The sequence below is a fragment of the Leifsonia sp. L25 genome (genome assembly GCF_050632895.1).
Genome location: NZ_JBODRZ010000003.1, coordinates 1,650,400 through 1,673,792, shown reverse-complemented (window position 1 = coordinate 1,673,792; position 23,393 = coordinate 1,650,400). Strand labels below are relative to the sequence as shown.

Sequence of the window (23,393 nt, the reverse complement as noted above, 5' to 3'; positions counted from 1 at the left end):
CCTGCACCTCCATTTCCCGAACCCCGCACCATCACAACCAGAGAAAGAGATAAGAATGCGCAAGATCGCACTCGCGACAGTGGCTGTCGCTGCTGCCGCCGCGCTCGCCCTGTCGGGCTGCTCGAGCCGTGACGGCTCCGGAACCGCCTCGACGGCCTCCGGCTTCGCCAAGGACGCCTCGATCGGCGTCGCCCTCCCGACCAAGACGTCGGAGAACTGGGTGCTCGCCGGTGGCCTGTTCACCGACGGCCTCAAGTCGGCCGGCTTCAAGGGCGACGTGCAGTACGCCGGTGGCTCCGGTGTCTCGGACCAGCAGTCGCAGATCCAGTCGATGATCACCAACGGCGCCAAGGTCGTCATCATCGGCGCCGTCGACGGCGGCCAGCTCGCCGCGCAGGCCAAGGCTGCGCACGACGCCGGCGCGACCGTCATCGCGTACGACCGCCTCATCCTCAACACGAAGGACGTCGACTACTACGTCGCGTACGACAACGAGAAGGTCGGCGAGCTCCAGGGCCAGGCCCTCCTCGACGGCATGAAGGCCAAGTACCCGGGCAAGACCAAGTTCAACATCGAGCTGTTCTCGGGCTCGCCCGACGACGCCAACTCGAAGGTCTTCTTCGACGGCGCCATGAAGATCCTGCAGCCGAAGATCGACGACGGCACGCTGAAGGTCGTCTCCGGTGAGACCGACATCAAGCAGACCGCCACCCAGGGCTGGCTGCCCGCGAACGCGCAGACCCGAATGGACACCCTGCTCGCCAAGAGCTACGGCTCGGCCGAGCTCGACGGCGTCCTGTCGCCGAACGACACCCTCGCGCGCGCCATCATCACCTCGGTGAAGGGCGCCGGCAAGCCGGTCCCGATCGTCACCGGTCAGGACTCGGAGGCCGAGTCGGTCAAGTCCATCATGGCGGGCGAGCAGTACTCGACCATCAACAAGGACACCCGCAACCTGGTCAAGCAGGCCATCCAGATGGTCAAGGACCTGCAGGCGGGCAAGAAGCCGCAGACGAACGACGACAAGTCGTACAACAACGGCGTCAAGGTCGTCCCGGCCTACCTCCTCAAGCCGGTCATCGTCACCAAGGCGAACGCGGCGGAGGCCTACGCCAACGACCCGACCCTGGAGCCGCTGACCAAGTAGTCGGCGCCCCTCTCGGGCAGCAGTAGACAGAGCAGAAGGCCGGTCCCCGTTCGGACCGGCCTTCTGTGTCCCCCCTGGACAGTTCCCCCTGGGACTTCCCCCTCTGGCGGCCTGGCTCTCACCCTAGGACCACGCAGGAGGTCGCGGCATCAGGGCCACCACGGATATCCGCACCCGTGGTGACCCTGAGCGGAAGGGGCCTCCGCGGGCCGGACCGGGTCACAGAGTGGCGAGGACCTCGCCGATGCGGGTGACGTAGTCCTCGATCAGCGTGCCGGCGGCACGACCGTCGCGGCGCGCGGTGGCCTCGCGGAGCTCGCGGGCGAAGCGCTCGAGGGCGAGCGGGTCGAGGCGGCCGTGCAGTTTGCGGCCGAGCCGCCGGACCTGGGGGAGCACGTTGCCGAGCGCGCGGATCCGGACGTCGTTGTCCTCGATCCGCGCGAACGCGATCACGAGGTGCGCGAAGACGGTGACGAACCGTGCGGTGTCGTCGTTCGCCGCCGCCGTCGCGAGCTCGGCGTGGAGGTCGCCGATCAGCTCGTCGTCCTCGGTCTCCCAGAGCGGGAGCCCGCGCAGCGCGGCGCCGGCCCAGAGGTCGCCGGCGACCTGCACCGAGTCCAGGACGCCGCGGATGTCGAACTGAGCGACGCGCGTGAAGCGGTTGCGCTCCATCTCGACGAGGCCCTGCTCGGCGAGCCGATCGAGCGCGTGGCGGATGGGTGTGCGGGAGATCCCCAGCCACTCGACGAGGTCCGCGTCGCGGAGGCGCTCGCCCGGCTCGAGGGTGCCGTCCATGATGGCGGCTTCGATGCGTACATGGGCCTCTTCGGAGAGGGAGATCCGGGCGACGTGGTCGGTGGGCATTGGCATGGTCGGGTGCTCCTGGGGTAGTCGGTTTTCGGGGGTGGAACGGGCAGCTTGCTCTGGTCAGATGCTTACTGGTAAACTATAAATATACCAGAGCAAAACCGAGTTCACGAAACGAGCCCCCCATGACCCTCGAAGAACTCCGCGCGCGCTTCCCCTCGCTCGCGGCCGACCGACGTCTTCTCCGAAACGATGTCTACGCGGTACTCCTCGCCGGCATCCTCGCCGGCGACCTCGCACCAGGCGAGCGCCTCAAAGACGGAGAGCTCACCGACGCCCTTCGCGTCTCCCGCACCCCGGTGCGCGAAGCGATCGGCCGGCTGCAGCAGGTCGGGCTGATCCGCACGGCCCCCAACCGCTACACCCTGGTGTCGCCCCTCGATGTCCGCGAGATCGTGGACGTCATCGGCGTGCTCCGGCTGCTGATGCCTCCGGCGATCCGCCACGCCCTCCAGGGCGTCGACGTCGACACGGAGCTGGAGCTGACGGTCGTGGCCGAGCGGCTCGAACGCGAGACCGACGGGGCGGCAGACGCGTCGCCGATCGACGCGTTCCAGCGTTCGATAGCGGCCCTCCTGGCAGTCATCCCCGACCGCGTGCTCGCCGAGACGATCGAGAACCTCATTCCGCGCTTCGTCCGCTACGTCACACTGTCGGAGGAGGGCGCTGCGGCGGTCTCGCGGGAGCGGGTCCTCGACTTCGTCCGTGCCGTGGTCCGGGGCGACGAGAAGGCGGTGCCGATCCTGGACGCTGCGCTCGTCGAGCTCTCCGAGGTGCTCAGTCCGGGCGTCGGCGGAGCCGCCTGAGCACGGCCGCCGGGAACACCAGCAGCAGGAGTACCAGCACCAGCAGGATCCCGGCGCCCGCGACGATCGCCGCCGCGAGACCCAGCGTCACGTCGAAGACGAAGAACACCACGCCGGAGGTCAGCAGGGCCACCAGCCCCAGCGTGATCTTGAGCAGCCGGTTGGCGATGGCGACGGACTGCGTCTTCTCGTGATGCCGGAAGAGCTGGCGGTGCAGCGCGACGGGTGCGAGCCCGAGCGCCGTGGCGCCGGCGGCGAGCAGGACGAGGACGAGGTAGAAGCCCACTTGGAACGCGTCCAGCGTGCCGAAGCGCGCCTGGAACGCGATCGCGAGCAGGAAGCCGCTGATGAGCTGTGTGCCCGTCTGGGTCACCCGGAGCTCCTGAAGGATCTCGTTCCAGTTGCGGTCGGCGCGCTCCGTCGCGGACTCCGTGCGTCCGTCCTCCGGGTCGATGTCGTCCGCGCCAGGGGTCCGCGGGTCCGGTGTCTGCGGATCCGACATCTGGGTCATCGCTCCATCGTCGTCCGGGGAGGGGAGCCGCGCAACGGGTGGACGCCCTGCGCTCCCAGTGCCGCCCGGTAGAACCGCACGAGCTCCGCGGCACTGGGCCGCTTCGCCGCCATCGTCGCCGTGTCCGACCTGCGGGCGGCCATGTGGTGCCGCCACGACTCGGCGGCGCAGCGGTGGTCCCAGGCGACGGCCGCCGCGGCCTCGAGTGTGCGGCACCAGCCGATCAGCTCCCGCCCCTCCGAGCTCGGCGCCCAGGTGACCACGCGGTACCAGACGTCGGGCCGGTTCAGGTCGCCGAAGGCGAACCGGCGGACGACCGCGTACGGCGTCCCGAGGGCGCCCTGGCTCAGCACCCATTCCGACGGCTGGGCGTTCGCCACGGGATGCCAGGATGCGCTCACGTCAGAACGTTAGAGACGGCCGCCGACACCGGCTGCGCTCCGGGGCTGCGGGGCCGGGCGACCTCAGGTCAGCAGCCGGATGAGCGCGGCGACCACGGGCCTGTAGTGCTGCCCGGCCTCAGGTCAGCAGCCGGATGAGCGCGGCGACCGCGGGCCTGTAGTGCTGACCGGCCTCAGGTCAGCAGCCGGATGAGCGCCGCGACCGCGGGCCTGTAGTGCTGACCGGCCTCAGGTCAGCAGCCGGATGAGCGCGGCGACAACGGCTGCGGCCGGCACCACGACGATGAACGGCACGCGCAGCGCGTACAGCCCTGCGGCGATGGCGACCGCGGGGAGCCGCGCGTCCAGGTGCAGCGATTGGCCTGACCCGAATGTCTGCACGCAGATCAGCGCCGCGAGCAGCGCGGCCGTCAGGAGGTCGCTCGTGCGGGCGACGACCGGGTGGTCGAGTGTCTTCGGCGGCACGAGCCACCCCACGGCCTTGAGCGCGAGCACGGCGATCGAGCCGAGGAGGATGATGTTCCAGGTCGTCACGGCTCGACCTCCCGCTCCATCGGGATCGGGTCGGGATGCGGCCGGTCGTCGCCGCGGCCCAACAGGTTGAGGATGCCGAACACGATCGCGACGACCGCCGCGGCGAGCACCGGAAGCCCGGGCATGAGGAAGGGCGTCAGCAGGGTCGCGACGAACCCGGCGGCGACGGCGACCGCCTGGGTCTGGCGCGCCTTCAGCCTCGGCCAGAGGAGGCCGAGGAACGCCGCGGCCGCCGCCGCGTCCAGGCCGTACGCCTTCACGTCGCCGATCAGGTTGCCGAGCAGCGCCCCGGCGAGCGTCATCAGGTTCCAGCCGAGGTAGACGACGAGGCCGGTCACCCAGAACCCGATGCGCTGCGCGCGCGGCTCGGTCTGGGCGGTGGCGACGGCCGTCGACTCGTCGATGGTGAGCTGGGTGGCCGCGGAGCGCCTCCAGAATCCCGGGCCGATGATGCGCGACAGCCGGAGCGCGTAGAAGGAGTTGCGCACGCCGAGGAGGGCGGCGGACGCGATCGCCGTGCTGCCAGCGGCGACGCCGCCCGATGCGAGGATGCCGATGAGCGCGAACTGCGAGCCGCCGCTGAACATGACGAGGCTGAGGACGCACGCCTGCCACATGTCGAGTCCCGATGCGGTCGCGAGTGCGCCGAAGGAGATGCCGTACAGCGCCGTCGCGACGCCGACCGCCCAGCCGGAGCGGGCGGCCGTGCGCTCCTGTGCGGTTCGCTCTTGTGCGGTTCGCTCCTGTGCGGTGCGGCGGCGGCGTGCCATTCTGTCGAGACTAGCGGCCCGGGTCCGGCCTACTCGGCGGCGCCGGCTCCCGGCCGGAACAGCCGGGCCACGACGTCCTCCGCGGTCGAGTCGCCGAGCCTCCAGGGCTGGAAGATGACGCGGTAGATGATCGGGGCGATGACGACGTCCATCACGTCGTCTTCGGTGACCGCGGTCTCGGGGTGCCGTGCCAGCAGCATCCCGGCCTCCGTGCGCCGATTGCGGAGGCAGTCGGAGGTGCGCTCACCCGCCGCGCTCGCGCCGCCGCGCAGCAGGGCGGCGTTCACCGGCTTGCGGAAGTGGGCGACTATCCCGCGCGCCCAGTCGGTGAGGTCGTCGCGCAGGTCGCCGCGGTCGACGAGCGGTCGCTCGGGGTCGAGGTGGTACGTGGCGATGTCGTTGATGAGGGTCGGGAGGTCGCCCCAGCGCCGGTAGATGCTGGTCGGGTTCACCCCGGCGCGCTCGGCGATCATCGGGACGGTCACGCGCTCGCTGCCCTTCTCGCGGACGAGCTCTTCGACGGCGGTGCGCACGCTGTGGATGACCGCGGCGCTGCGTCCGCCCGTCCGCTTCGACGGTGTGGTCGTAGTCATGGGAATAGCTTAAAGCAAAAATCGTTGCTTTTTAGCACGTCCCACTCTATAGTCCGTTAAAGCAACGATTATTGCTTTTAGGAGGCCGAGATGTCCACTGCAGGGGAGAGCTGCCCGCAGCTTCCAAGCCCGACGCTCGTTACCGGGCCCATCGCCGTCGGCAGGCCGCGTTCCCGTTCGCTGCGACTGCGCCCGACCGCCGCGTTCACCGGCACCGCCCTGGCGTTCGTCGCCGTGGCGCTCGCCGTCGGCGCGCCCAGCCCGCTGTTCGTTCTGTACCAGCAGGAGTGGGGCTTCCCGTCCTGGCTGCTGACGGTCGCCTTCGCGATCTACGCGGTCACACTCCTGATCACGCTGCTCGTCGCGGGGTCGCTGTCCGACCACATCGGGCGCCGACCCGTGCTTGTCGGCGCGCTCGCGCTGCAGGTGGCGGCGATGCTCATGTTCCTCTTCTCGAGGGACATCGGCTCGATCATCGCCGCGCGCTCGGTGCAGGGCGTCGCCACCGGCGCCGCGATGAGCACCTTCACCGCCTCCCTGGTCGAGCTCGCGCCCGAGCGGCAGAAGAAGCTCGGCGCGACGATCGGCTCGACCGCTCCGGTCGGCGGGATCGCGCTGGGTGCGTTCTTCACCGGGCTGGCCGTTCAGTTCACCGCTCAGCCGACGACGCTGGTCTTCGTGACGCTGGCGCTGCTGTTCGTCGCGGGCATCCTCGTCGTGCTCGCGTCGCCCGAAACCGTGGCCGCCCGTCCGGGCGCTCTGCGATCGCTGACGCCCCGGCTGTTCATCCCGCGCGCCGCGCGAAGCGAGTTCGTCGGGGCGCTCCCGCTGTTCCTCGCGACCTGGATGCTCGCCGGGCTGTTCATCGGGCTGTCGCCGTCCATCCTGCACGGCGTCTTCCACCTGGACTCCGGCATCCTGAACGGCGCGATCGTCGCCGTGCCGCCCGCGGTCGGGGCGGTCGCCGGGTTGCTGCTGACCCGCGCGCCGGCCCGGACCACGACCGTCTGGGCGATGGCGGCGATCATGGCCGGGATCGCGCTGACTGCCGTCGGGATCGGCGCGGGCCTGCTGCCCGTGCTGTTCGCGGGCGCGGTCGTCGCGGGAGGCGGATTCGGCGCCGGGTTCTCGGCCATGCTGCGGATCATCGCCCCGCTCGCGCCGAACGACCAGCGCGCCGAGCTCTTCGCCGGGGTGTTCCTGGTGAGCTACCTGGCCTACGGCGTCCCCGCGCTGGCGGCGGGCGAGCTGATCGGCGTCGTCGGGCTGCTGCCCACCGCGCTCGGCTACGCGGCGGCCATCGCCGTCGCCGCTGCGGTCGCGATGGTGGTGCAGATCGTGCGGCTGGCCCGGGGAGTCCGCGCCGAGACGGCAGCCTCCGCCGAGCCCGTCCTCACGCCACGTCGATGAGCACCTTGCCCACGACGCCGTCCTTCACGGCGTCGTGGGCGGCGGCCGTCTCCGCCAGCGGGAAGCGCGTGATCGGGAGGCCGTGCTCGGCTCCCACGGGCAGCGCACCCGCCGCGACGGCCGCCGACACCGCCCGCACTGCGGCCGCCTTCGCCTCCGGCGCGACGGTGTAGGTCAGGACGAACTGCCAGCGCAGGTTCTTCTGCATCGACGGGCGGATCGGCATCGTCACCTCGGTCGAGCCGGGAGCGTCGGCGTACACGGCGATGGTGGCGCCCTGAGCAGCGACCCTGGCGTCGAGCTCGGCGTTGGCGCTGGCGTTGACCTCCACGATGATGTCGACGCCGCGCGGCGCGAGCGCGCCGATCGCCTCCGCCGTGTCCGGCTCGCGGTAGTTGACGACGTGGTGCGCTCCCGCGGCGCGCGCGAGCTCGGCCTTCTCGTGGCTGCTGACGGTCGCGATCACCGTGGCGCCCCCCAGACGGCGAGCTGGATGGCCGCGTGGCCGACCGCTCCGGCCCCTCCCGCGATGAGCACGGTGCGCCCATCGAGCGAGCCCGGGGAGAGCTCGCCCGCCGCGCGCTCGTGGGCGGTGAGCGCGCGGTGCGCCGTGAGCGCGGGGATGCCGAGCGACGCGCCGACGTCGAAGCTCACGCCCTCCGGCAACGGCACGACCAGATTCTCCGGGAGGACGGCCAGCTCCTGGGCCGTCCCGTCCGGCCGCTGGTACGCGGCGTCCCACACCCAGACCCGGTCGCCGGGACGGACCGTGGTGACGCCCGCGCCCACCTCGTCGACCACTCCGGCGCCGTCCTGGTTCGGGACCTGCGCCCGCGGGAGGTCCGCCGGGCCGCTGCCCTGCCGCGCCTTCCAGTCGGTCGGGTTGACGCCGGAGACGTGGATGCGGACGCGCACCTCGCCGTCGCCGGGGTGCGGCTCGGGGCGCTCGCCGAGGACGAGAACGTCGGAGTCGCCGGTCGCGGTGTAGCTCACAGCTTTCATGACTCAAGCCAACCACGGGAGGTGGGCCGTCGTCAGCCCGCGGAGCAGGCTCCCGAGCTGATCGGCGCCGAGCCGACGGAGCCGAGCACCGGGCGCAGTTCGTCCAGGGTGAGGGCGTAGCCGGTCTGCGGGTCGATGGTGGACCGGGCGAAGACGACGCCGACGACGTCGCCCGCGGAGTCGAGCAGCGGCCCGCCGGAGTTGCCGGGTCGGATGGTGCCGCGCAGCGAGTAGATCTGCCGCTCCACCGCGCCGCTCTGGTAGATGTCCGTCCCGCGCGCGGTGAGCTGCTCGCGGACGCGCTGCGGGCTGATGGTGAACGGCCCGTCACCGGGATAGCCCGCGGCGTAGGCCTGATCGCCCGAGCCCAGATTCTGCCCGAGGTGCAGCGCCGGCGCGCGGAGGTCGGTGACATCGAGCACGGCCAGGTCGCGCTCCGGGTCGAACGCCACGAGTGTGGCCCGGTCGACCGTCGTGCCGCCGGACTCCCGCACCACGACCGACGAGGCGCCGGCGACGACGTGCGCGTTGGTGACCACGCGGCCCTGCTGGACCACCCAACCGCTGCCTTCGGAGTCCACGCCGCAGGCCGGCTTGGACGCCAGCACGGTGACGGTGGACTGCTGCGACGAAGCGACGGCTGCCGGCACGTTCGCGTCGGGCGCGCCGATCGTCTTGATCGACTCGCCGCCCTCGAAGACCTTCGGGAGGCCGGCCCCGGCGAGCGCGTCGTCCACCGCCCCGAGCACGGTCGAGGAGGGGATCGGCGCGATGGTGTTGAGGGTGGAGACGACCTGTGACGAGTTGGCGGCCTGCACCACGGTCGCAAGGCTGGTGGCCATCGCGAAGCCGGCGATGAGCCAGACGACGACCGCCCAGGTGACGAACCCGAGGACCGCCCCGATCAGCGAGTCCACCCATTTGATCGGCCCGTGCCGCAGCACCTTGCCGATCACGGACGCCGCCGCGGTCGCCAGCGCGTACACGATGCCGGCGCAGGCGACCAGCACCACGGCGGCGACGATCGAGCGCTGGCCGACGCCGGTCAACCCGGAGGCGGCCATCCAGTTCACGACCATCGGTGCGAGCAGGAGGCCGAGCGAGAGCCCGACGCCGAGGCCGATGAGCGCCCCAGCGGCACGGATGGCCCCATTGCTCCAGCCCGCCGCCATCGCGAGGACGGCGAGCACCAGCAGCACGACGTCGACCACGATCTCCACGGCTCTCACGATGCCCCACCAGGCTGGGCGCGGGCTGGGGTACGGATGTACGGAACCGGAAACCCGTCTGTGCGTGGGTATATTACGAGGGACGCCGGGTTCCCGACCCGAGCGTGGAGGAGGATGCCGTGCCGAAGGGAGCGAACCTCCCGGCGATCGCCGCGTTCAACGAGACCGTGGTGCTGGACGCCGTGCGGCGCTCGGAGGGCGGCCTCAGCCGGGTGGAACTCACCTCGGTCACCGGGCTGTCCGCGCAGACGGTGACCAACGTGACGCGCCGGCTGCTCGGGCAGGGGCTGATCCGGGAGGCCGGCAAGCAGAGCGAGGGCAGCCCGGGCAAGCCGCGCACCCTGCTCCGGCTCGACCCCGCAGGCGCGTACGCGGTCGGCGTGCACCTGGACCCCACCGTCATCACCTGCGTGCTCCTCGACCTGGAGGGCGAGGTGGTCGACCACCTGCGTCGGCCGTCGCCGACGGACGGCGACGCGAAGGCGACGCTCGCCGTCATCCTGGACGCCATCCGCTCCCTGCTGGCGACGCCGGGCGTTGACGCGTCGCGGGTGATCGGCGTGGGCGTCGCCGCGCCGGGACCGATCGACGCGGACACCGGCGTCGTGGTGCGGCCGCCGCTCATCCCGGGCTGGAACGACTTCCACCTCCGAGAGGAGCTCACCGCCGCGACCGGCCTGCCGTCGCTGGTTGCGAAGGACGTGATCAGCGCGGCCGTGGCCGAGCGCTGGCGTGACCCCGCGGGCGCCAGCAAGGACTACGCGTTCATCTATTACGGCACGGGCGCCGGAATCGGCCTGGTGCTCGGCGGCGAGGTCTACACCGGCTCGACGGACAACGCGGGAGACGCCGGTCATGTGCTGGTGGACCCGGGCGGAGCGCTCTGCGCGTGCGGCCGCCGCGGCTGCTGGGGCGAGTCGGTGCGGCCGAACCGCCTGGTCATGCAGGGCCTGTGGGCGGGGGTGCTGCAGGCGCCGTCGGATGCCTCGGTCGTCGACGGCGTGGACCTTGACCTCGACGTGGAGACCGTCGATGCCCTGTTCACCCGCCTGACGGAGGCCGCCGACGCCGGGGATGAGCGGGCCGCCGCGATCATCGACCGCTCCATCCGCAACACGGCGTACTACCTGTCGAACCTCACAGCACTGCTCGACCTCGACCGGGTCGTTTTCGGCGGCCCGTCATGGTCGCGCGTCGAGCGGCGGTATCTCGCCCAGCTCGACGAGCGGCTGGCCGAGATCGACATGGGGATCCTGACCCATCCGGTGCTGTTGGAGGGGAGCGCTGTGGGGGAGGACGTGGCCGCGGTCGGGGCGGCGTGCCTGGTGCTGAACGAGACGTTCTCGCCGCGGGTGGGGCGAGGGTGAAACCCGTTTTAGTGTAGTTGTTCTAGTGCTAAGGTGCTAAATCTCAGACCGACAAGGGCTGTCGCTCGAGAGGAGATGCATCGTGATCACCAGAATCACGCGGGGACGCGCCAGGAGTGCGCTCGCCGTGCTGCTCGCCGTCGGGGCACTCGTCGCCGCATCCGGAGCGCCGGCCCAGGCCGCCCCGGATGACGGAACCTCGTCGGTCCGCGACTTCCTCGCCCAGTACGGCGCGGATGAAGCTACCCAGGACCGGCTGCTCGCCGAATATGGGTGGAGGTTCCCGATCCCGGGGCATCGGACCGCACGCGGGGGATCAGTGGTTGCAGCGTGAGCGGGAAGGTCTACAGCAACTGCAAGATCGACATGTGGGTGGGACTCGTTCAGATGGCCTTCCGTGCGTCGTACAACCTCGGCACGAACCAGGTCACGAACGCGTACGGGGCGGAGTACACGATTCTCACCGCGTGCAGCGCTTCGCCAAGTCTCAATAGGCCGGCCGCCAACATCGCGCGGCTGAACGTCGCGGCGCAGATGTGTGCCCTCCCATACGCCACCGTCTTCTGGCTGCAGCTTACGGTCAGCGGTGGATCCGCGCGAGTCAGTTGGAACGACAACTGAGGAGCGCCATGATCCTGTGGAACACTCTCGGTACCATCGGCATCGCGTTGACCGTGGGCGTCATCGTGCTCGCGGCGATCTGGCTTCGACGCCTGAGCAGGAAGTAGATACCGGGTACACCTCGGCCCCGACCCGCAACAAGCGGGCCGGGGCCGATCCGTTTCTTCGCCCCACCCGAGGGGAGACCACCGATTTCTCCTACCCTCTTTACTTGTAAATCAAATTGATTTATAAATTACGAAGAGTCCGCGGCATGGGAGCCGGAGGACCCCAATGCAAAGGAGCATCGATGAAGCGAAGCAGGGTTGTGGTCGCAGCAGTCGCCGCCGCCGCACTCGTCGCACTGGCGGGCTGTTCGTCGTCGTCCGGGGGTGGTGACGGCAAGACCATCAAGGTCGCCTTCCAGGATTTCGGGTCGGACATCATGGCCAACTTCATGAACAAGGCCAAGACCGACTTCGAGAAGGCCAATCCCGGCACCAAGGTCGACCTGGTGCCCATCAAGGCGGCCGAGAACGATTACTACACCAAGCTCGCGCTCATGAACCGGGCCGCCACCACCGCGCCCGACGTGATGAGCGAGGACACCTTCCTCATCCGCGCGGACGCGCAGGCCGGCTATCTCGCGCCGCTCGACTCCTACGTGTCCAAGTGGTCGGACTGGTCCAACTTCTTCGACAACGCCAAGGACGCAGGCAAGGGCGACGACGGCAAGGTGTACGGCATCCCCACCGGGACCGACACCCGCGGGCTCTGGTACAACAAGCAGATCTTCGCCAAGGCCGGCATCCCCACGCCGTGGCAGCCGAAGACCTGGGCGGACGTCATCAGCGCGGCCAAGAAGATCAAGGCCGCCGACCCCGGTGTCATCCCGCTCAACATCTTCTCCGGCAAGGCCGCGGGGGAGGCGAGCTCGATGCAGGGCTTCGAGATGCTGATGTACGGGGCGAGCGCGAAAGGCCTGTACGACGACTCGAACTCCAAGTGGATCACCGGGTCGAAGGCGTTCACCGACTCGCTCGACGTCATCAAGGAGGTCTACCAGGGCGGCCTCGGCCCGAGCCCGGAGATCACCAGCGACACCAACTACCAGAACACCGTCAACAACGAGCTGGTGCCGCAGGGCAAGCTCGCGATCAACCTCGACGGCTCCTGGGCCTCCAACGCGTGGCTGCCCACCGGCGCCACCCCGTGGGCCGACTGGGACAAGGTGATGGGCACGGCGAAGATGCCGACGCAGAACGGCGGCGCACCCGGCTCGGTCAGCCTCTCCGGCGGATGGACGTTCTCGATGGGCTCCAAGAGCTCGGCCAAGGACACGGCGTGGAAGTTCATCACCTTCGTGACCGACAAGCAGCGCTCGCTCGAGTTCAACATCAACACGGCCGGCATCCCGGTGCGCAAGGACGTCGCGAACGACGAGAAGTACAAGACGTCCAACCCGACGTCGGAGTTCTTCTCCTCGCTGGTCGCTGTCACCAAGTTCCGCCCGGCGACCCCGGACTACCCGAAGATCTCCAACGGCATCCAGGTGGCGATGGAGTCCGTGATGACCGGGCAGGCCACTCCGGCGCAGGCAGCCAAGACCTACGACGAGTCGGTCGTGGGCATCGTCGGCAAGGGCAAGACGGAGTCGAAGTAACGTGACCTCCACTCTGGATGCCGTCGGCTCCGACGCGCGCGGCCGGACCACCCCGGTCCGGCCGCCGCGCGGTCCGAGGACACGTTCGCGCGCACACGCCCGGCGGTCGGTCGCCCGGGCCGTCCCCCTCATCCCGGCCATCGGCCTGCTGGTCGTGTTCCTCGTCGGGCCGATCCTGTCGTCGTTCTACGGCTCGTTCACCAACATGTCGCTGACCGGCTCCTCGGCCGCGTCGGCGGAGTGGGTGGGCCTCCAGAACTACATCGACCTGTTCAAGAGCCCGGACTTCCCGGTATCGGTCTGGCTGACGCTGGTGTTCCTGATCGGCTCGGCGGTCATCGGCCAGAACATCGTCGGAATGGTGCTGGCCCTGCTGATGCGCAGCGGCAGCCGGTGGGTCGGCGCCCTCGTCTCGACCTTCGTGGTGGGCGCGTGGGTGCTGCCGGAGATCGTGGCGGCGTTCGCGTCGTACGCCTTCTTCAGCCAGCACGGCACGCTCAACGCCCTCCTCGCCGCGTTCGGGATCGTGGGTCCCTCGTGGCTGTTCGCCTTCCCGATGCTGTCGGTCATCCTCGCAAACACCTGGCGCGGCGCGGCCTTCTCGATGCTGGTCTACTCGGCCGCGCTGCAGGAGGTCCCGCCGGAGATCACCGAGGCGGCGGAGGTGGACGGCGCCAACGGGGCGAAGCGGTTCTTCCTCGTGACGCTGCCGATGATCCGGCGCAGCATCTCCACGAACCTCATGCTCATCACGCTGCAGACGCTCTCCGTCTTCACGCTCATCTTCGTGATGACCGGTGGTGGCCCGGGCAACAAGAGCATGACCCTGCCGGTGCTGGCCTACCAGGAGGCGTTCAAGTTCTCCGAGCTCGGTTACGGCACCGCCATCGCGACCATCCTGCTGCTCGTCGGGGCGGTCTTCGCGATCGTCTACGTGCGGGCGCTCAAGACGGAGGTGGACTGATGAAGCTCTCGTCGCCCAACGGCGTGGCCCTCAAGTGGACGGCCAACATCCTGATGCTGATCATCGGCGTGGTCTTCGTGCTGCCGCTGGTGTGGGTGGTGCTCGCCTCGTTCGACGGCAGCGCGACCCTCTCGGTCGCCTGGCCCAAGCAGTGGACGCTGGAGAACTTCCAGAAGGTGCTCACGCCCGAGCTGGCGTTCCTGCCACTGTGGAACAGCCTGCTGCTGTCGGCCGGGTGCGCGATCCTCACCGTGATCATCGCCGTGCTCGCCGCCTACCCGCTGTCGCGCTATCGCAACCGGTTCAACCGGCCGTTCCTCTACGCGATCCTGTTCGGGACCTGCCTGCCGATCACCGCGATGATGGTGCCGGTCTACAGCCTGTTCGTGTCGCTCAACCTGATCGACTCGCTCGGTGGGACGATCCTGTTCATGGCGGCGTCATCGCTCCCCATGGCGATCTGGATGACGAAGAACTTCGTCGACTCCGTGCCGATCTCCCTCGAGGAGGCGGCCTGGGTCGACGGCGCGTCGAGCATGAAGACCCTGTGGACCGTCGTCGTCCCGCTCGTGCGACCGGGGATCGCGGTGGTGTTCATCTACGTGTTCGTCGCCGCGTGGGGCAACTTCTTCGTCCCGTTCGTGCTGCTGCTCAGCCCCGGCAACCAGCCGGCCGCGGTGAGCATCTTCACGTTCTTCGGCCAGTACGGCGCGGTCGCCTACGGCCAGCTCGCCGCCTACTCGCTCATCTACTCCGTGCCCGTCATCGCGCTCTACGTGATCGTGTCCCGTGCGCTGGGCGGCTCGTCCGCGCTCGCCGGGGCCGTCAAGGGCTAGCCGTACCTCTTTATATATAGAAGGAGTCCTCTTTGTACCAGCAGAACCAGCTCGCCGAGTTGCGGGTCGACCGTTTCGTCCGCGAGCGCCTGACGCCCGCCCTCGAGCGGGCATCCGTCCCGGTGACCGTGGCGGCGTGGGAGGTGCCGGACGAGCCGGTGCCGTTCGCGCAGGCGGTGGAGGGCTCCTTCGAGCCGTTCGCCGTCGGGAGGCCGTGGGGGCGGCCGTGGGGCACGGTCTGGTTCCGCGTGACCGGGACGGTCCCGGCTGAGTGGGAGGTCTCTCCCGATGACGTGGAGCTGGTCGTCGACCTCGGGTTCACGGCAGGCCAGGTCGGCTTCCAGGCGGAGGGTCTGGTCTGGGCGACGGACGGCACGATCGTGAAGGCGCTGGAGCCGCTCAACAATTACGTGCGGCTGCAGGCGGCGCCGGGGAGTCCTTCGAGCTGTTCGTGGAGGCGGCCTCCAACCCCGACGTGGGGTCGGACTGGTCGTTCAGGCCGACGCCGGTCGGCCGCAAATCGACCGCGTCCACGGACTCCATCTACACACTGCGGCGTGTGGATGTCGTCCACCGCGACCGGGAGGTGTGGGAGCTGATCCAGGACATCTTCACCGTGCGTGGCCTGGCCGCCGAGCTCCCGGCGACCTCCCCGCGACGGGCGGCCCTGTTCGCAGCGCTGGAGGACGCGGTGACCGCGGTCGACCCGTTCGACGTCGGCGCGACGGCGGGGTCCGGCCGCGCCGCGCTCGCCGACGTGCTGGCGTCGCCCGCGGCGGCGACCGCCCACCGGGTGTTCGCCGTGGGCCACGCGCACATCGACTCCGCCTGGCTGTGGCCGGTGCGCGAGACGATCCGAAAGTGTGCGCGCACGTTCTCCAATGTCCTCGATCTCATGGACCAGGACCCTGACTTCGTGTTCGCGTGCTCCTCGGCGCAGCAGTTCGCCTGGATGCAGCGCTTCTACCCCGAGCTGTTCGAGCGCATCCGCGTGCGCGTCGCCGAGGGCCGCTTCGTGCCGGTCGGCGGGATGTGGGTGGAGTCGGACACCAACATGCCCGGCTCGGAGGCGATGGCCCGCCAGTTCGTGGAGGGCAAGCGGTTCTTCCTGGAGGAGCTCGGCTACGAGCCCCGCGAGGTCTGGCTGCCCGACTCGTTCGGCTACTCGGGCGCCCTCCCGCAGATCGCGCGCGAGGCCGGGATGGACCACTTCCTCACCCAGAAGATCTCGTGGAACGAGGTCAACCGGTTCCCGCACCACACCTTCGACTGGGAGGGCATCGACGGCACGCGGATCTTCACGCACTTCCCGCCGGTCGACACGTACAACTCCATCCTCTCCGGCGCGGAGCTGGCGCACGCCGAGCAGAACTTCGCCGACAAGGGACGCGCGAACACCTCGCTGGTGCCGTTCGGCTTCGGCGACGGCGGTGGCGGCCCGACACGGGAGATGGTCGCAGCGGCCGCACGCACAGCCGACCTCGAAGGGTCGCCGACCGTCCGGGTCGCGGCGCCGTCCGCGTTCTTCGCCGCCGCGCGCGCCGAGTTCGACCCGGCGCCGGTCTGGGCGGGCGAGCTCTACCTGGAGTTCCACCGCGGCACCTACACGTCGCAGGCGCGCACCAAGCAGGGCAACCGCCGCAGCGAGGCGCTGCTGCACGAGGCCGAGCTGTGGGCGGCGACAGCGGCGGTGCGGGCAGGCGCGGCCTACCCCGCCGAGGAACTGCGGGAGGCCTGGCGGACGGTGCTGCTGCAGCAGTTCCACGACATCCTGCCCGGGTCCTCCATCGGCTGGGTGCACGACCAGGCGGTCGAGAACTACGCCGCGGTGGCGCGCAGCCTGGAGGACGTGATCCGGAGGTCGCTGGCGGCGCTCGCCGAAACGGCGGACGCCGGCGGCGGCGACGCTGTCGCCAACGCTTCGCCCTACCGGGTGGACGGGATCGCGCCCGGGGGCATCGGCGTCCCGGCGCGCGGCTCCGACGCGCGGGTCGAACGAGACGGCGACGGCTTCCGGCTGGTCAACGATCGGATCGCCGTGACCGTCGACGCCGAGGGCCTCATCCCCTCGATCGTCGAGGTCGCGACCGGCCGGGAGGCCGTGCCCGCCGGCACGCGCGCCAACCTCCTCCAGCTCTTCCGGGACACCCCCACGCAGTGGGACGCCTGGGACGTCGACATCGAGTACCGGCTCGCCGGTGAGGATCTCACGCAGGTGGAGTCCCTCGAGGTCGTCTCCGAGACCCCGGAGGCCGTGTCGCTGCGCCTGGTCCGCCGCTTCGGCGCCTCCACGGTGTCGCAGACGCTGACCCTCGCCGCCGGATCGCTCGCGCTCGACATCGAGACCCACGTGGACTGGCACGAGCGCCAGCGGATGCTGAAGCTCGGCTTCCCAGTCGACGTCCACACGACGTCGGCGCGGTCGGAGATCCAGTTCGGGCACATCGACCGGCCCACGCACACCAACACGAGCTGGGACGTCGCCCGCTTCGAGACGAGCGCGCACCGCTGGGTGCACGTGGCCGAACCCGGCTTCGGCGTCGGCGTGGCAAACGACGCGACCTACGGTCACGACATCACCCGGCACGAGCGCGAGGGCGGCGGCACCTACTCGCTGGTCCGCCAGACCCTCCTGCGCGCTCCGCTCTTCCCGGACCCGGAGGCCGACCAGGGCGAGCACACGCTCCGCAGTTCCCTCGTGGTGGGCGGCGTGGACGCGGCGATCGAAGCGGGCTACCGGCTCAACCTCCCGCTGCGACCGGCCGCGTCCGCCGTCGAGCCGCTCGTCGCGTCCTCGTCGGCAGGGGTCGTGGTCGAGACCGTGAAGCTTGCCGAGGACGGCTCGGGCGACGTCGTCGTCCGGCTCTACGAAGCGCACGGCTCGCGGGCGGCGACCACGCTCGTCGTCGGGTTCCCGTACGAGCGGATCGAGCGCACCGACCTGCTGGAGCGCGCGACGGGCGACGCCGAGACGACGCTCGCGCTGCGCCCCTTCGAACTCGTCACGCTGCGGTTCGTCCGCGGCTGACCCAGACCGCCCGCCCCGGGCCGCGCGAACCCCGGGGCGGGCAACATCGCACGCCGGTCCGTCGCGCAGGCGGGCCGGCGTCGGCGCGCGCCGGGAGTCGACGGGTCGCGCGTCCCGAACTGGGGGCGCGAGACCCGTCCGACGCATTCCGTCCGCCCGGATATTCTTTCCAACGTGGCGGTCGGTATGTGGCGCAGGCGGGTGCTCGTGGTCGAGGACCATGCTCTGATGCGCTCGCTCGTGGCCGACGCCTTCGCCCAGCGCGGGTTCGAGATCACCACGGCGCCCTCCGCGGTGGACGCGCTGAGGCTCGTGGACGACGCCGATCCCGACCTGCTGGTGACCGACATCGACCTCGGCTCCCGGCCCAACGGCGTGGAGCTGGCGACGATCGTCCGCGAGCGCGCCCCGCACGTCGCCGTGATGTTCCTCAGCAACCTCTCGCGCGAGGCCGCCGCGGCCCAGGCCCGTGACACCGTCGAGGGGGCTTCGTTCGTCAACAAGGGCGCGATCGGCTCCGTCGCCGAGCTGGTCGACGCCGCGGAGGCCGTCCTGGCCGACCGGCCCGTCGAGCACCTGACCGGCGCGACCGGCTCGCAGGGCGCCCTGCTCCGGCTGAGCCCTGCCCAGCGCGAGACGACCCGGCTGCTCGCCGCGGGCCTCACGAACGCGGAGATCGCCCGCCGGCGCGGCGTCTCGGTGCGAGCGGTCGAGAAGAGCGTGGAGCGCGTCTTCCAGGCGCTCGGCCTCGGCGGAGACGACGGCATCGCCCCGAGGGTCGCGGCCGCGACCCTCTACACGGCGACGTTCGGCGATCCGGGGACGGGCTTGTGAACCGCGCGCTCGTCCCGTGGATCCGCCGCGCGGTCGAGCGTGCGACCGGGCCGGCGGCGATCTCGTGGTGGTCGTGGCTGGTGACGCTGCCGTTCGCGGTCACCGTGATGTCCGGCCTCCAGTACATCAGCGGCGGCCCGTGGGCGATCGCGTCGGTCGGTGCGCTCGAGCACGCCGCGGTCGGTGCGACGATGCTCGCCGGGTGGGCGGTCTTGCGCGCGACGCCGCAGCAGGCACGGGTCCCCGTCGTCTTCCTGGTGTTCGCGGCGATCGGGCTGCTGCGTCCCTTGCTGTTCCTCGCGTCCGGCTGGGCGCTGGGGATCCCGGTGGCCACGGGCGGCCTGGGCGGCCGGATCTTCATCAACGTCGTCACGACGATCACGACGCTCTCGTTGATCGCTGCGGCCGTCGACCTGGTGCGCGCCCACATCGGGGTCTACCGGCGGCTCCGAGGCGCCCAGCGGGCGGCAGCGCGCGACGCCGAACGCACGATCGTACGGATCGCCGAACTCCGGCGCTCTGTGCTCGAGACCGTGCTCGCGCGGCTCGATGACGCCGCGACCGCCGCCGCCGCGCACGGCATCCGCCCCGCCGATGCCGCGCTCCTGCTGCGCGGCCTGGCGCAGGAGGTCGTGCGGCCCGCCAGCCACCGGCTCTACACCGACGCGGTCGCGCAGGCCGAGGAGACCGTGATCGACGGGCCGGTGCGCGTGCGCGCCTGGGTCGCGTCCGTGCTGCTCGGGATGCGGCCGGCGCCCGCCCTGCCGCTGGCGCTCCTGTTCGCCGTGCTCGTGACCCCGTTCGGGATCGCGCAGCACGGCCTCCTGTTCAGTCTGACGCCGGTCGCGTGCGGCGTCGCCCTCGTCTGGACCGGGAACCTCGCGGTGCGGTGGGTCGTCGGACGGGTGCCGGCCATCCTGCGGGCGGCCGTGCTCCTCACCGGCTACGCGGTCATCGGTGTCCTCCTGAGCCTGACCACGAACCTCGTTGTGGAGTCGCTCGGCGGCGACCCCGACCTGGTGTGGATCGAGGCGATCACATATCCGGCGATCGCCTTCGGCGCTGCGCTCGTCGCGTCGCTGTCCGCACGGGTGCGGCGGGACCAGGCCGCCCTCGAAGCGGCCGTGCAGGCCAGCGTCCTGGAGGCCGCCGACGGCCGAAGCGCGCTCGACCGCGAGCGCGAGGGGCTCGCGCGGCTCCTCCACTCGGGTGTGCAGTCGGAGCTCATCGCTGCAGCGCTTTCGCTCGGCGCCCGGTCGGGGGAGGATGCCTCCGACGGCGTGCGCGAGGTGGTCTCGAACATCCGCGCCGAGCTCAGTGCCCACCGCAGCGATCCGGACGCCGCCGACCGGATCGCGGCGTTGGTCGAGAGCTGGGGTTCCGCCATCCCGCTGCGTGCGTCGTTCGGCGACGGCGTCTGGGAGAGGCTGCGCGAGGCTGCGCGAGCGGAGGCTGTGGTCGACGCGATCTCGGAAGGCCTCGCCAACGCGGTGCGGCACGGCGACGGATCGGAGGTCACGCTCGACGTGCTTCCGGCGGCCGGTGACGGGGTCTCGATCGTGGTCGTCTCGGGAGGGGCGCTGTCGACCGCCGCTCCCGGTATCGGGCTGCGTCAGCTCGCCGAACGCGGCGACGTCGAGTTGCGCGAGCTCGCCGGCCGCGTCGAGCTCGCGGTGGCTATTCCCTAGCATCGCGCCGGGGCGCCGAGCGCCGGTCGTACCAGCCGTACCCGGCCGGGTCTGAGTGGACTCGCAGGGTTACCTTCGAGGTGATCGGAAACCGCATCCGTGGTGGCCAGGGCAGGGGTGCTTCCGCGCGACCCGAACGCGCGGAATGCGCCCCGTCCCCGGCTTCGGCGTGATTTTCCGCGACCGTCGTTCATGCCCGAGTTCGCCCGCTTCGTCGGCGTTCCGCCCCGAATTGATGCGATCTATTCGTCTGCATTGATAGAACGTTCAGCGGAAATTTGATAAGAATGATCGGTACGCCTGAACGCGTCGTCCCCCCGCGGCGCTCGGACCCGACCGTCCCAGGCGAGTCATGTTCGTCCCAGGAAGGCCAGTTTGCCCTTGTCCTCTGCCCCGTCGCGGCCTCGCCGCAGTACTCAGGGACCCGTCGTCCTCGACGTGGACGCGCAGACGCAGGCGGTCGCCGACCCGATCACGGACTTCACGCGGGCCGAGTCGCTGGCCCCGGCTGCTCCGGTCGTCCCGGCGACGCCCACCGCACCCGCGCCGATGAGCCGGCGTGCCGCCCTGGAGGCCGAGCGCGCCCAGGCGCGCCGGTCGCAGGTCGCCGCGAAGGCAGCGCCGAAGCCGGTCGCGCCCGCGTCGCACCCCGTCGCTGAGGACGGCCTCACATCGCTGTTCGCCGAGCGCCTCGCAGCGGAGACCGCGGTCGAGAGCGTCGCCGCCGAGAGCCCGTCCGCCCGCCGTGGCACAGAGGAGCAGCACCGCGCGGTGCCGCGGAAGAAGCGCGTCGTCCGCGAGCGCGTCGTCGTCAAGCCCACCCGCCCGTCCCGCGCCGACCGGCGCGCCGCCGCCGCGCAGCAGTCGGCCGTCCCCGCCGCGCGGGTCGCCGCCGTCCCGCCGGGCGACGACGCCGCGAACCACCGCCACCCGCGCCGCGGCATCTATCGGAAGCTCCACACCGAGAGCCGCCACCGCCGCGGCTTCCACCTCTTCGTGCTCGTCGCACTGACCGCGTTCTTCGGCACCGCGTCGCTCCCGGCCTACGCGACGACGGGTGAGGCCTCCGTCGCCGGCGCCGCGCGCACCGCCCTCGCCGTGCAGACCCTGACCGGCGGCGACGCCACCGCGCAGGTCGTCTCGCGCGACGGCCTCGGAATCGCCGAGAGCCCGCAGGCCCTCGACTCCACCACCAACAATGCGGTGTCGCCCACCGTGCAGGCACTGGCCGTGCAGCTCATGGGTGCGGTGGCCGCGGGCCGTCTTGTCGGCTCCACGCCGGACCACATCCCGGAGATCGCGAACCTCGCCGAGGGCAAGGTGGTCCCGAACTGCGGCGTCGACTATCGCGTGCTGCAGGCCATCTCGGTCGCGCTGGACAACTTCAGCCAGGTCGGCATCAGCGACATCAACCGCAAGTGCACCGGCCAGATCGAGGGCGCGGGCACCAGCTCGGCGCACTACGCGGACGGCGGCGGCCACGCGGTCGACTTCTACCTCCTCAACGGCTCGGCCCTGACCGGCGGCGACGCCCGCTCGGTGCAGCTCATCCGCCTCCTCGACCCGCTGGTCCCCAGCGGAACCGGCCTCGGCCAGATCGGGTGCCGCTCGTCGATGAGCCTCCAGCATTTCGCTCCGTTCGACGACACCTGCAACCACCTGCACATCGACTTCCTGAAGTCCGACGGAGCGACGCTCAAGTACGGGTGATCGTGGCGCCGGTCCCGCCTCACCCCAACGGCATCGCCGTCCCCGACCCCAGACGCTTCATCACCAGGGTCGAGGTCATCCGCTGGATCCCCGGCAGGCCGCCCAGTTCCCCGTCGTACAGCTCCTGGTAGGCGGCCAGGCTCGGCGTGAGGATGCGCAGCATGTAGTCCGGGTCGCCGAAGAGGCGTTCCGCCTCGATCACGTTCGGGATGGCGACGACCGCCTCCTCGAAGGCGCCGACCGTGTCCGGGTCGGTGCGGCTGACCGTGACGAACACGATCGCCTCGAACGTCAGCCCGACCGCGGTCGGCGACACCACCGCGCGGTACTGCTCGATGACGCCGGACTGCTCCAGCTCGCGCACCCGGCGGTGGCACGCGGACAGGCTCAACCCCACCCGCGCGGCGAGTTCCGTCACACTGATGCGGCCGTCCTGCTGAAGCGTTGAAAGAATCTCCCGGTCAAGGCTGTCCACAGTGCACCATTCTCCCGCAGAATCGGCGATTCTGTCGCAGATATCGAAACACCTTTCGCGGATATTGCCGTAGCTTCTCCGACATGAATCCCGCACTGGTCGCGCAGTTCTGGACCATCGCCGTCCTGCTCGCGCTGACGCCCGGCGCCGACTGGGCGTACATCATGGGCGCGGGCGTGCGGGCGAAGTCGGCCGCGCCGTCGATCCTCGGGATGCTGACCGCCTACGCGCTGGTCCTCGCGGCCGTCGCGCTCGGTGTCGGAGCGCTCGTCACGCGGTTTCCCGTCGTCCTCACGGTGCTCACGCTCGGCGGCGGCGCCTACCTGATCTGGCTCGGAATCACGGCGCTCGTGAAGCGGTCCGAGCCAGTCGGACCGCACGGCGAGCCGATCGTCGGGAGCGCGACCTCCCAGTTCCTCCGCGGCGCGGGGTCTCCGGGATCAACCCCAAGGGCCTCCTCCTGCTGCTCGCCCTCCTGCCGCAGTTCACGTCGCCGACCGGCATGCCGGCGGCCGCCCAGATGCTGGTGCTCGGTGCGATCCACCTGGCCGACATCGCGGTGATCTACACGCTCGTCGCCCTGCTTGCCCGCCGACTGCTGCGCTCCCGGCCGCGGGCGCTCGCGATCGTGGCGAAACTGTCGGGGGCGATGATGGTGCTCATCGGGGCGAGCCTGCTGGTGGAGCGGTTCGTGGTGCGCTGAGGTTTCGCGGGCGGAGAGTTCGCATCGCCAGGACCGTCGTCAGGACGGACGCCGCCAACAGGACCAGGAACTGGGTGTTCACAGCGAACCAGATGAGTTCCTGGGCAGGCAGCATCTCGAATCCGTTCCATCCCGCCAGATCAGCTCGCTCGATCACGGCGCCGTCGATCGCGTACCACCACCATGCGAAGACGGCCGACGCGGCTGTCGCCACCAGCACGAGGATCCAGACCGCGATCGCTGACGCCCGGGACA

At 70.6% G+C, this 23,393-nt stretch carries 22 protein-coding genes and 2 pseudogenes; 15 read left to right on the top strand and 9 right to left on the bottom strand.

Annotated elements, in window-relative coordinates:
• The first annotated feature begins 55 nt into the window (after window positions 1-55).
• Entirely contained in the window at window positions 56-1,147 is a 1,092-nt protein-coding gene (locus ACRAWC_RS12180; protein ID WP_431347961.1) for a substrate-binding domain-containing protein, read from the top strand.
• A gap of 219 nt (window positions 1,148-1,366) precedes the next feature.
• On the opposite strand, the gene ACRAWC_RS12175 is transcribed toward ACRAWC_RS12180, so the two are convergent.
• Entirely contained in the window at window positions 1,367-2,017 is a 651-nt protein-coding gene (locus ACRAWC_RS12175; RefSeq protein WP_431347960.1) for a GntR family transcriptional regulator, read from the bottom strand.
• Between the two features lie 122 nt (window positions 2,018-2,139).
• Between ACRAWC_RS12175 and ACRAWC_RS12170 the strand changes: the two genes are divergently transcribed.
• Entirely contained in the window at window positions 2,140-2,820 is a 681-nt protein-coding gene (locus ACRAWC_RS12170; RefSeq protein ID WP_431347959.1) for a GntR family transcriptional regulator, read from the top strand.
• Here ACRAWC_RS12170 and ACRAWC_RS12165 read toward each other — a convergent pair.
• From ACRAWC_RS12165 to ACRAWC_RS12145, 5 genes are all read right to left on the bottom strand, one after another.
• On the bottom strand, window positions 2,792-3,331 hold the full coding sequence (locus ACRAWC_RS12165) for a DUF6328 family protein (protein ID WP_431347958.1): 540 nt from the start codon (window positions 3,329-3,331) through the stop codon (window positions 2,792-2,794). The two genes, ACRAWC_RS12170 and ACRAWC_RS12165, sit on opposite strands and share 29 nt — an antisense overlap.
• A complete protein-coding gene (locus ACRAWC_RS12160) occupies window positions 3,328-3,732 on the bottom strand; it encodes a hypothetical protein (RefSeq protein WP_431347957.1) in 405 nt (134 codons plus the stop codon). Before ACRAWC_RS12160 ends, ACRAWC_RS12165 begins: the two co-directional genes overlap by 4 nt.
• Before the next feature lie 228 nt (window positions 3,733-3,960).
• Window positions 3,961-4,266 (bottom strand): AzlD domain-containing protein, encoded by a 306-nt coding sequence (locus ACRAWC_RS12155; protein ID WP_431347956.1) that lies wholly within the window; start codon window positions 4,264-4,266, stop codon window positions 3,961-3,963.
• Window positions 4,263-5,036 carry an AzlC family ABC transporter permease gene (locus tag ACRAWC_RS12150; RefSeq protein WP_431347955.1) on the bottom strand — a complete coding sequence of 258 codons (774 nt, stop codon included), beginning with the start codon at window positions 5,034-5,036 and terminating at the stop codon, window positions 4,263-4,265. The genes ACRAWC_RS12155 and ACRAWC_RS12150 overlap by 4 nt, the downstream gene beginning before the upstream one ends.
• Window positions 5,037-5,065: 29 nt before the next feature.
• Window positions 5,066-5,629 carry a TetR/AcrR family transcriptional regulator gene (locus ACRAWC_RS12145; protein ID WP_431347954.1) on the bottom strand — a complete coding sequence of 188 codons (564 nt, stop codon included), beginning with the start codon at window positions 5,627-5,629 and terminating at the stop codon, window positions 5,066-5,068.
• Window positions 5,630-5,719: 90 nt separating this feature from the next.
• Between ACRAWC_RS12145 and ACRAWC_RS12140 the strand changes: the two genes are divergently transcribed.
• Window positions 5,720-7,039, top strand: a complete 1,320-nt coding sequence (locus ACRAWC_RS12140; protein WP_431347953.1) for an MFS transporter — start codon at window positions 5,720-5,722, stop codon at window positions 7,037-7,039.
• Here ACRAWC_RS12140 and ACRAWC_RS12135 read toward each other — a convergent pair.
• Together ACRAWC_RS12135 and ACRAWC_RS12130 are read right to left on the bottom strand one after the other, a co-directional pair.
• A pseudogene (locus tag ACRAWC_RS12135) lies at window positions 7,023-8,041 on the bottom strand (NADPH:quinone reductase). The gene ACRAWC_RS12140 and the pseudogene ACRAWC_RS12135 sit on opposite strands and share 17 nt — an antisense overlap.
• A 32-nt stretch (window positions 8,042-8,073) precedes the next feature.
• Window positions 8,074-9,270: a MarP family serine protease gene (locus tag ACRAWC_RS12130; RefSeq protein WP_431347952.1), complete on the bottom strand. Its 1,197-nt coding sequence runs from the start codon at window positions 9,268-9,270 to the stop codon at window positions 8,074-8,076.
• Between the two features lie 119 nt (window positions 9,271-9,389).
• Here ACRAWC_RS12130 and ACRAWC_RS12125 point away from each other — a divergent pair, with 119 nt between their 5' ends.
• From ACRAWC_RS12125 to ACRAWC_RS12080, 10 genes and pseudogenes are all read left to right on the top strand, one after another.
• Complete coding sequence (locus tag ACRAWC_RS12125) at window positions 9,390-10,637, top strand: ROK family transcriptional regulator (protein ID WP_431347951.1); 1,248 nt, start codon at window positions 9,390-9,392, stop codon at window positions 10,635-10,637.
• Between the two features lie 82 nt (window positions 10,638-10,719).
• Entirely contained in the window at window positions 10,720-10,971 is a 252-nt protein-coding gene (locus ACRAWC_RS12120; RefSeq protein ID WP_431347950.1) for a hypothetical protein, read from the top strand.
• Window positions 10,968-11,258, top strand: coding sequence for a hypothetical protein (locus ACRAWC_RS12115; RefSeq protein WP_431347949.1), 291 nt, complete (start codon window positions 10,968-10,970; stop codon window positions 11,256-11,258). The genes ACRAWC_RS12120 and ACRAWC_RS12115 overlap by 4 nt, the downstream gene beginning before the upstream one ends.
• A gap of 289 nt (window positions 11,259-11,547) precedes the next feature.
• Window positions 11,548-12,900 carry an extracellular solute-binding protein gene (locus tag ACRAWC_RS12110; RefSeq protein WP_431347948.1) on the top strand — a complete coding sequence of 451 codons (1,353 nt, stop codon included), beginning with the start codon at window positions 11,548-11,550 and terminating at the stop codon, window positions 12,898-12,900.
• A 1-nt stretch (window position 12,901) separates the two neighbouring features.
• Entirely contained in the window at window positions 12,902-13,864 is a 963-nt protein-coding gene (locus ACRAWC_RS12105) for a carbohydrate ABC transporter permease (protein ID WP_431347947.1), read from the top strand.
• A complete protein-coding gene (locus tag ACRAWC_RS12100) occupies window positions 13,864-14,700 on the top strand; it encodes a carbohydrate ABC transporter permease (RefSeq protein WP_431347946.1) in 837 nt (278 codons plus the stop codon). Before ACRAWC_RS12105 ends, ACRAWC_RS12100 begins: the two co-directional genes overlap by 1 nt.
• 32 nt (window positions 14,701-14,732) lie before the next feature.
• Window positions 14,733-17,728 (top strand): annotated as a pseudogene (locus ACRAWC_RS12095) (alpha-mannosidase).
• Window positions 17,729-17,902: 174 nt separating this feature from the next.
• Window positions 17,903-18,562 (top strand): response regulator, encoded by a 660-nt coding sequence (locus ACRAWC_RS12090; protein ID WP_431347945.1) that lies wholly within the window; start codon window positions 17,903-17,905, stop codon window positions 18,560-18,562.
• Entirely contained in the window at window positions 18,559-20,250 is a 1,692-nt protein-coding gene (locus ACRAWC_RS12085; RefSeq protein ID WP_431347944.1) for a hypothetical protein, read from the top strand. The genes ACRAWC_RS12090 and ACRAWC_RS12085 overlap by 4 nt, the downstream gene beginning before the upstream one ends.
• 381 nt (window positions 20,251-20,631) lie before the next feature.
• On the top strand, window positions 20,632-21,960 hold the full coding sequence (locus tag ACRAWC_RS12080) for a hypothetical protein (RefSeq protein WP_431347943.1): 1,329 nt from the start codon (window positions 20,632-20,634) through the stop codon (window positions 21,958-21,960).
• A 19-nt stretch (window positions 21,961-21,979) separates the two neighbouring features.
• Here ACRAWC_RS12080 and ACRAWC_RS12075 read toward each other — a convergent pair whose 3' ends face one another.
• A complete protein-coding gene (locus ACRAWC_RS12075) occupies window positions 21,980-22,435 on the bottom strand; it encodes an Lrp/AsnC family transcriptional regulator (RefSeq protein WP_431347942.1) in 456 nt (151 codons plus the stop codon).
• An 83-nt stretch (window positions 22,436-22,518) separates the two neighbouring features.
• Between ACRAWC_RS12075 and ACRAWC_RS12070 the strand changes: the two genes are divergently transcribed.
• Entirely contained in the window at window positions 22,519-22,998 is a 480-nt protein-coding gene (locus tag ACRAWC_RS12070; RefSeq protein ID WP_431347941.1) for a LysE family translocator, read from the top strand.
• Window positions 22,896-23,138, top strand: coding sequence for a LysE family transporter (locus ACRAWC_RS12065; protein ID WP_431349432.1), 243 nt, complete (start codon window positions 22,896-22,898; stop codon window positions 23,136-23,138). Before ACRAWC_RS12070 ends, ACRAWC_RS12065 begins: the two co-directional genes overlap by 103 nt.
• Window positions 23,139-23,393: the final 255 nt, after the last annotated feature.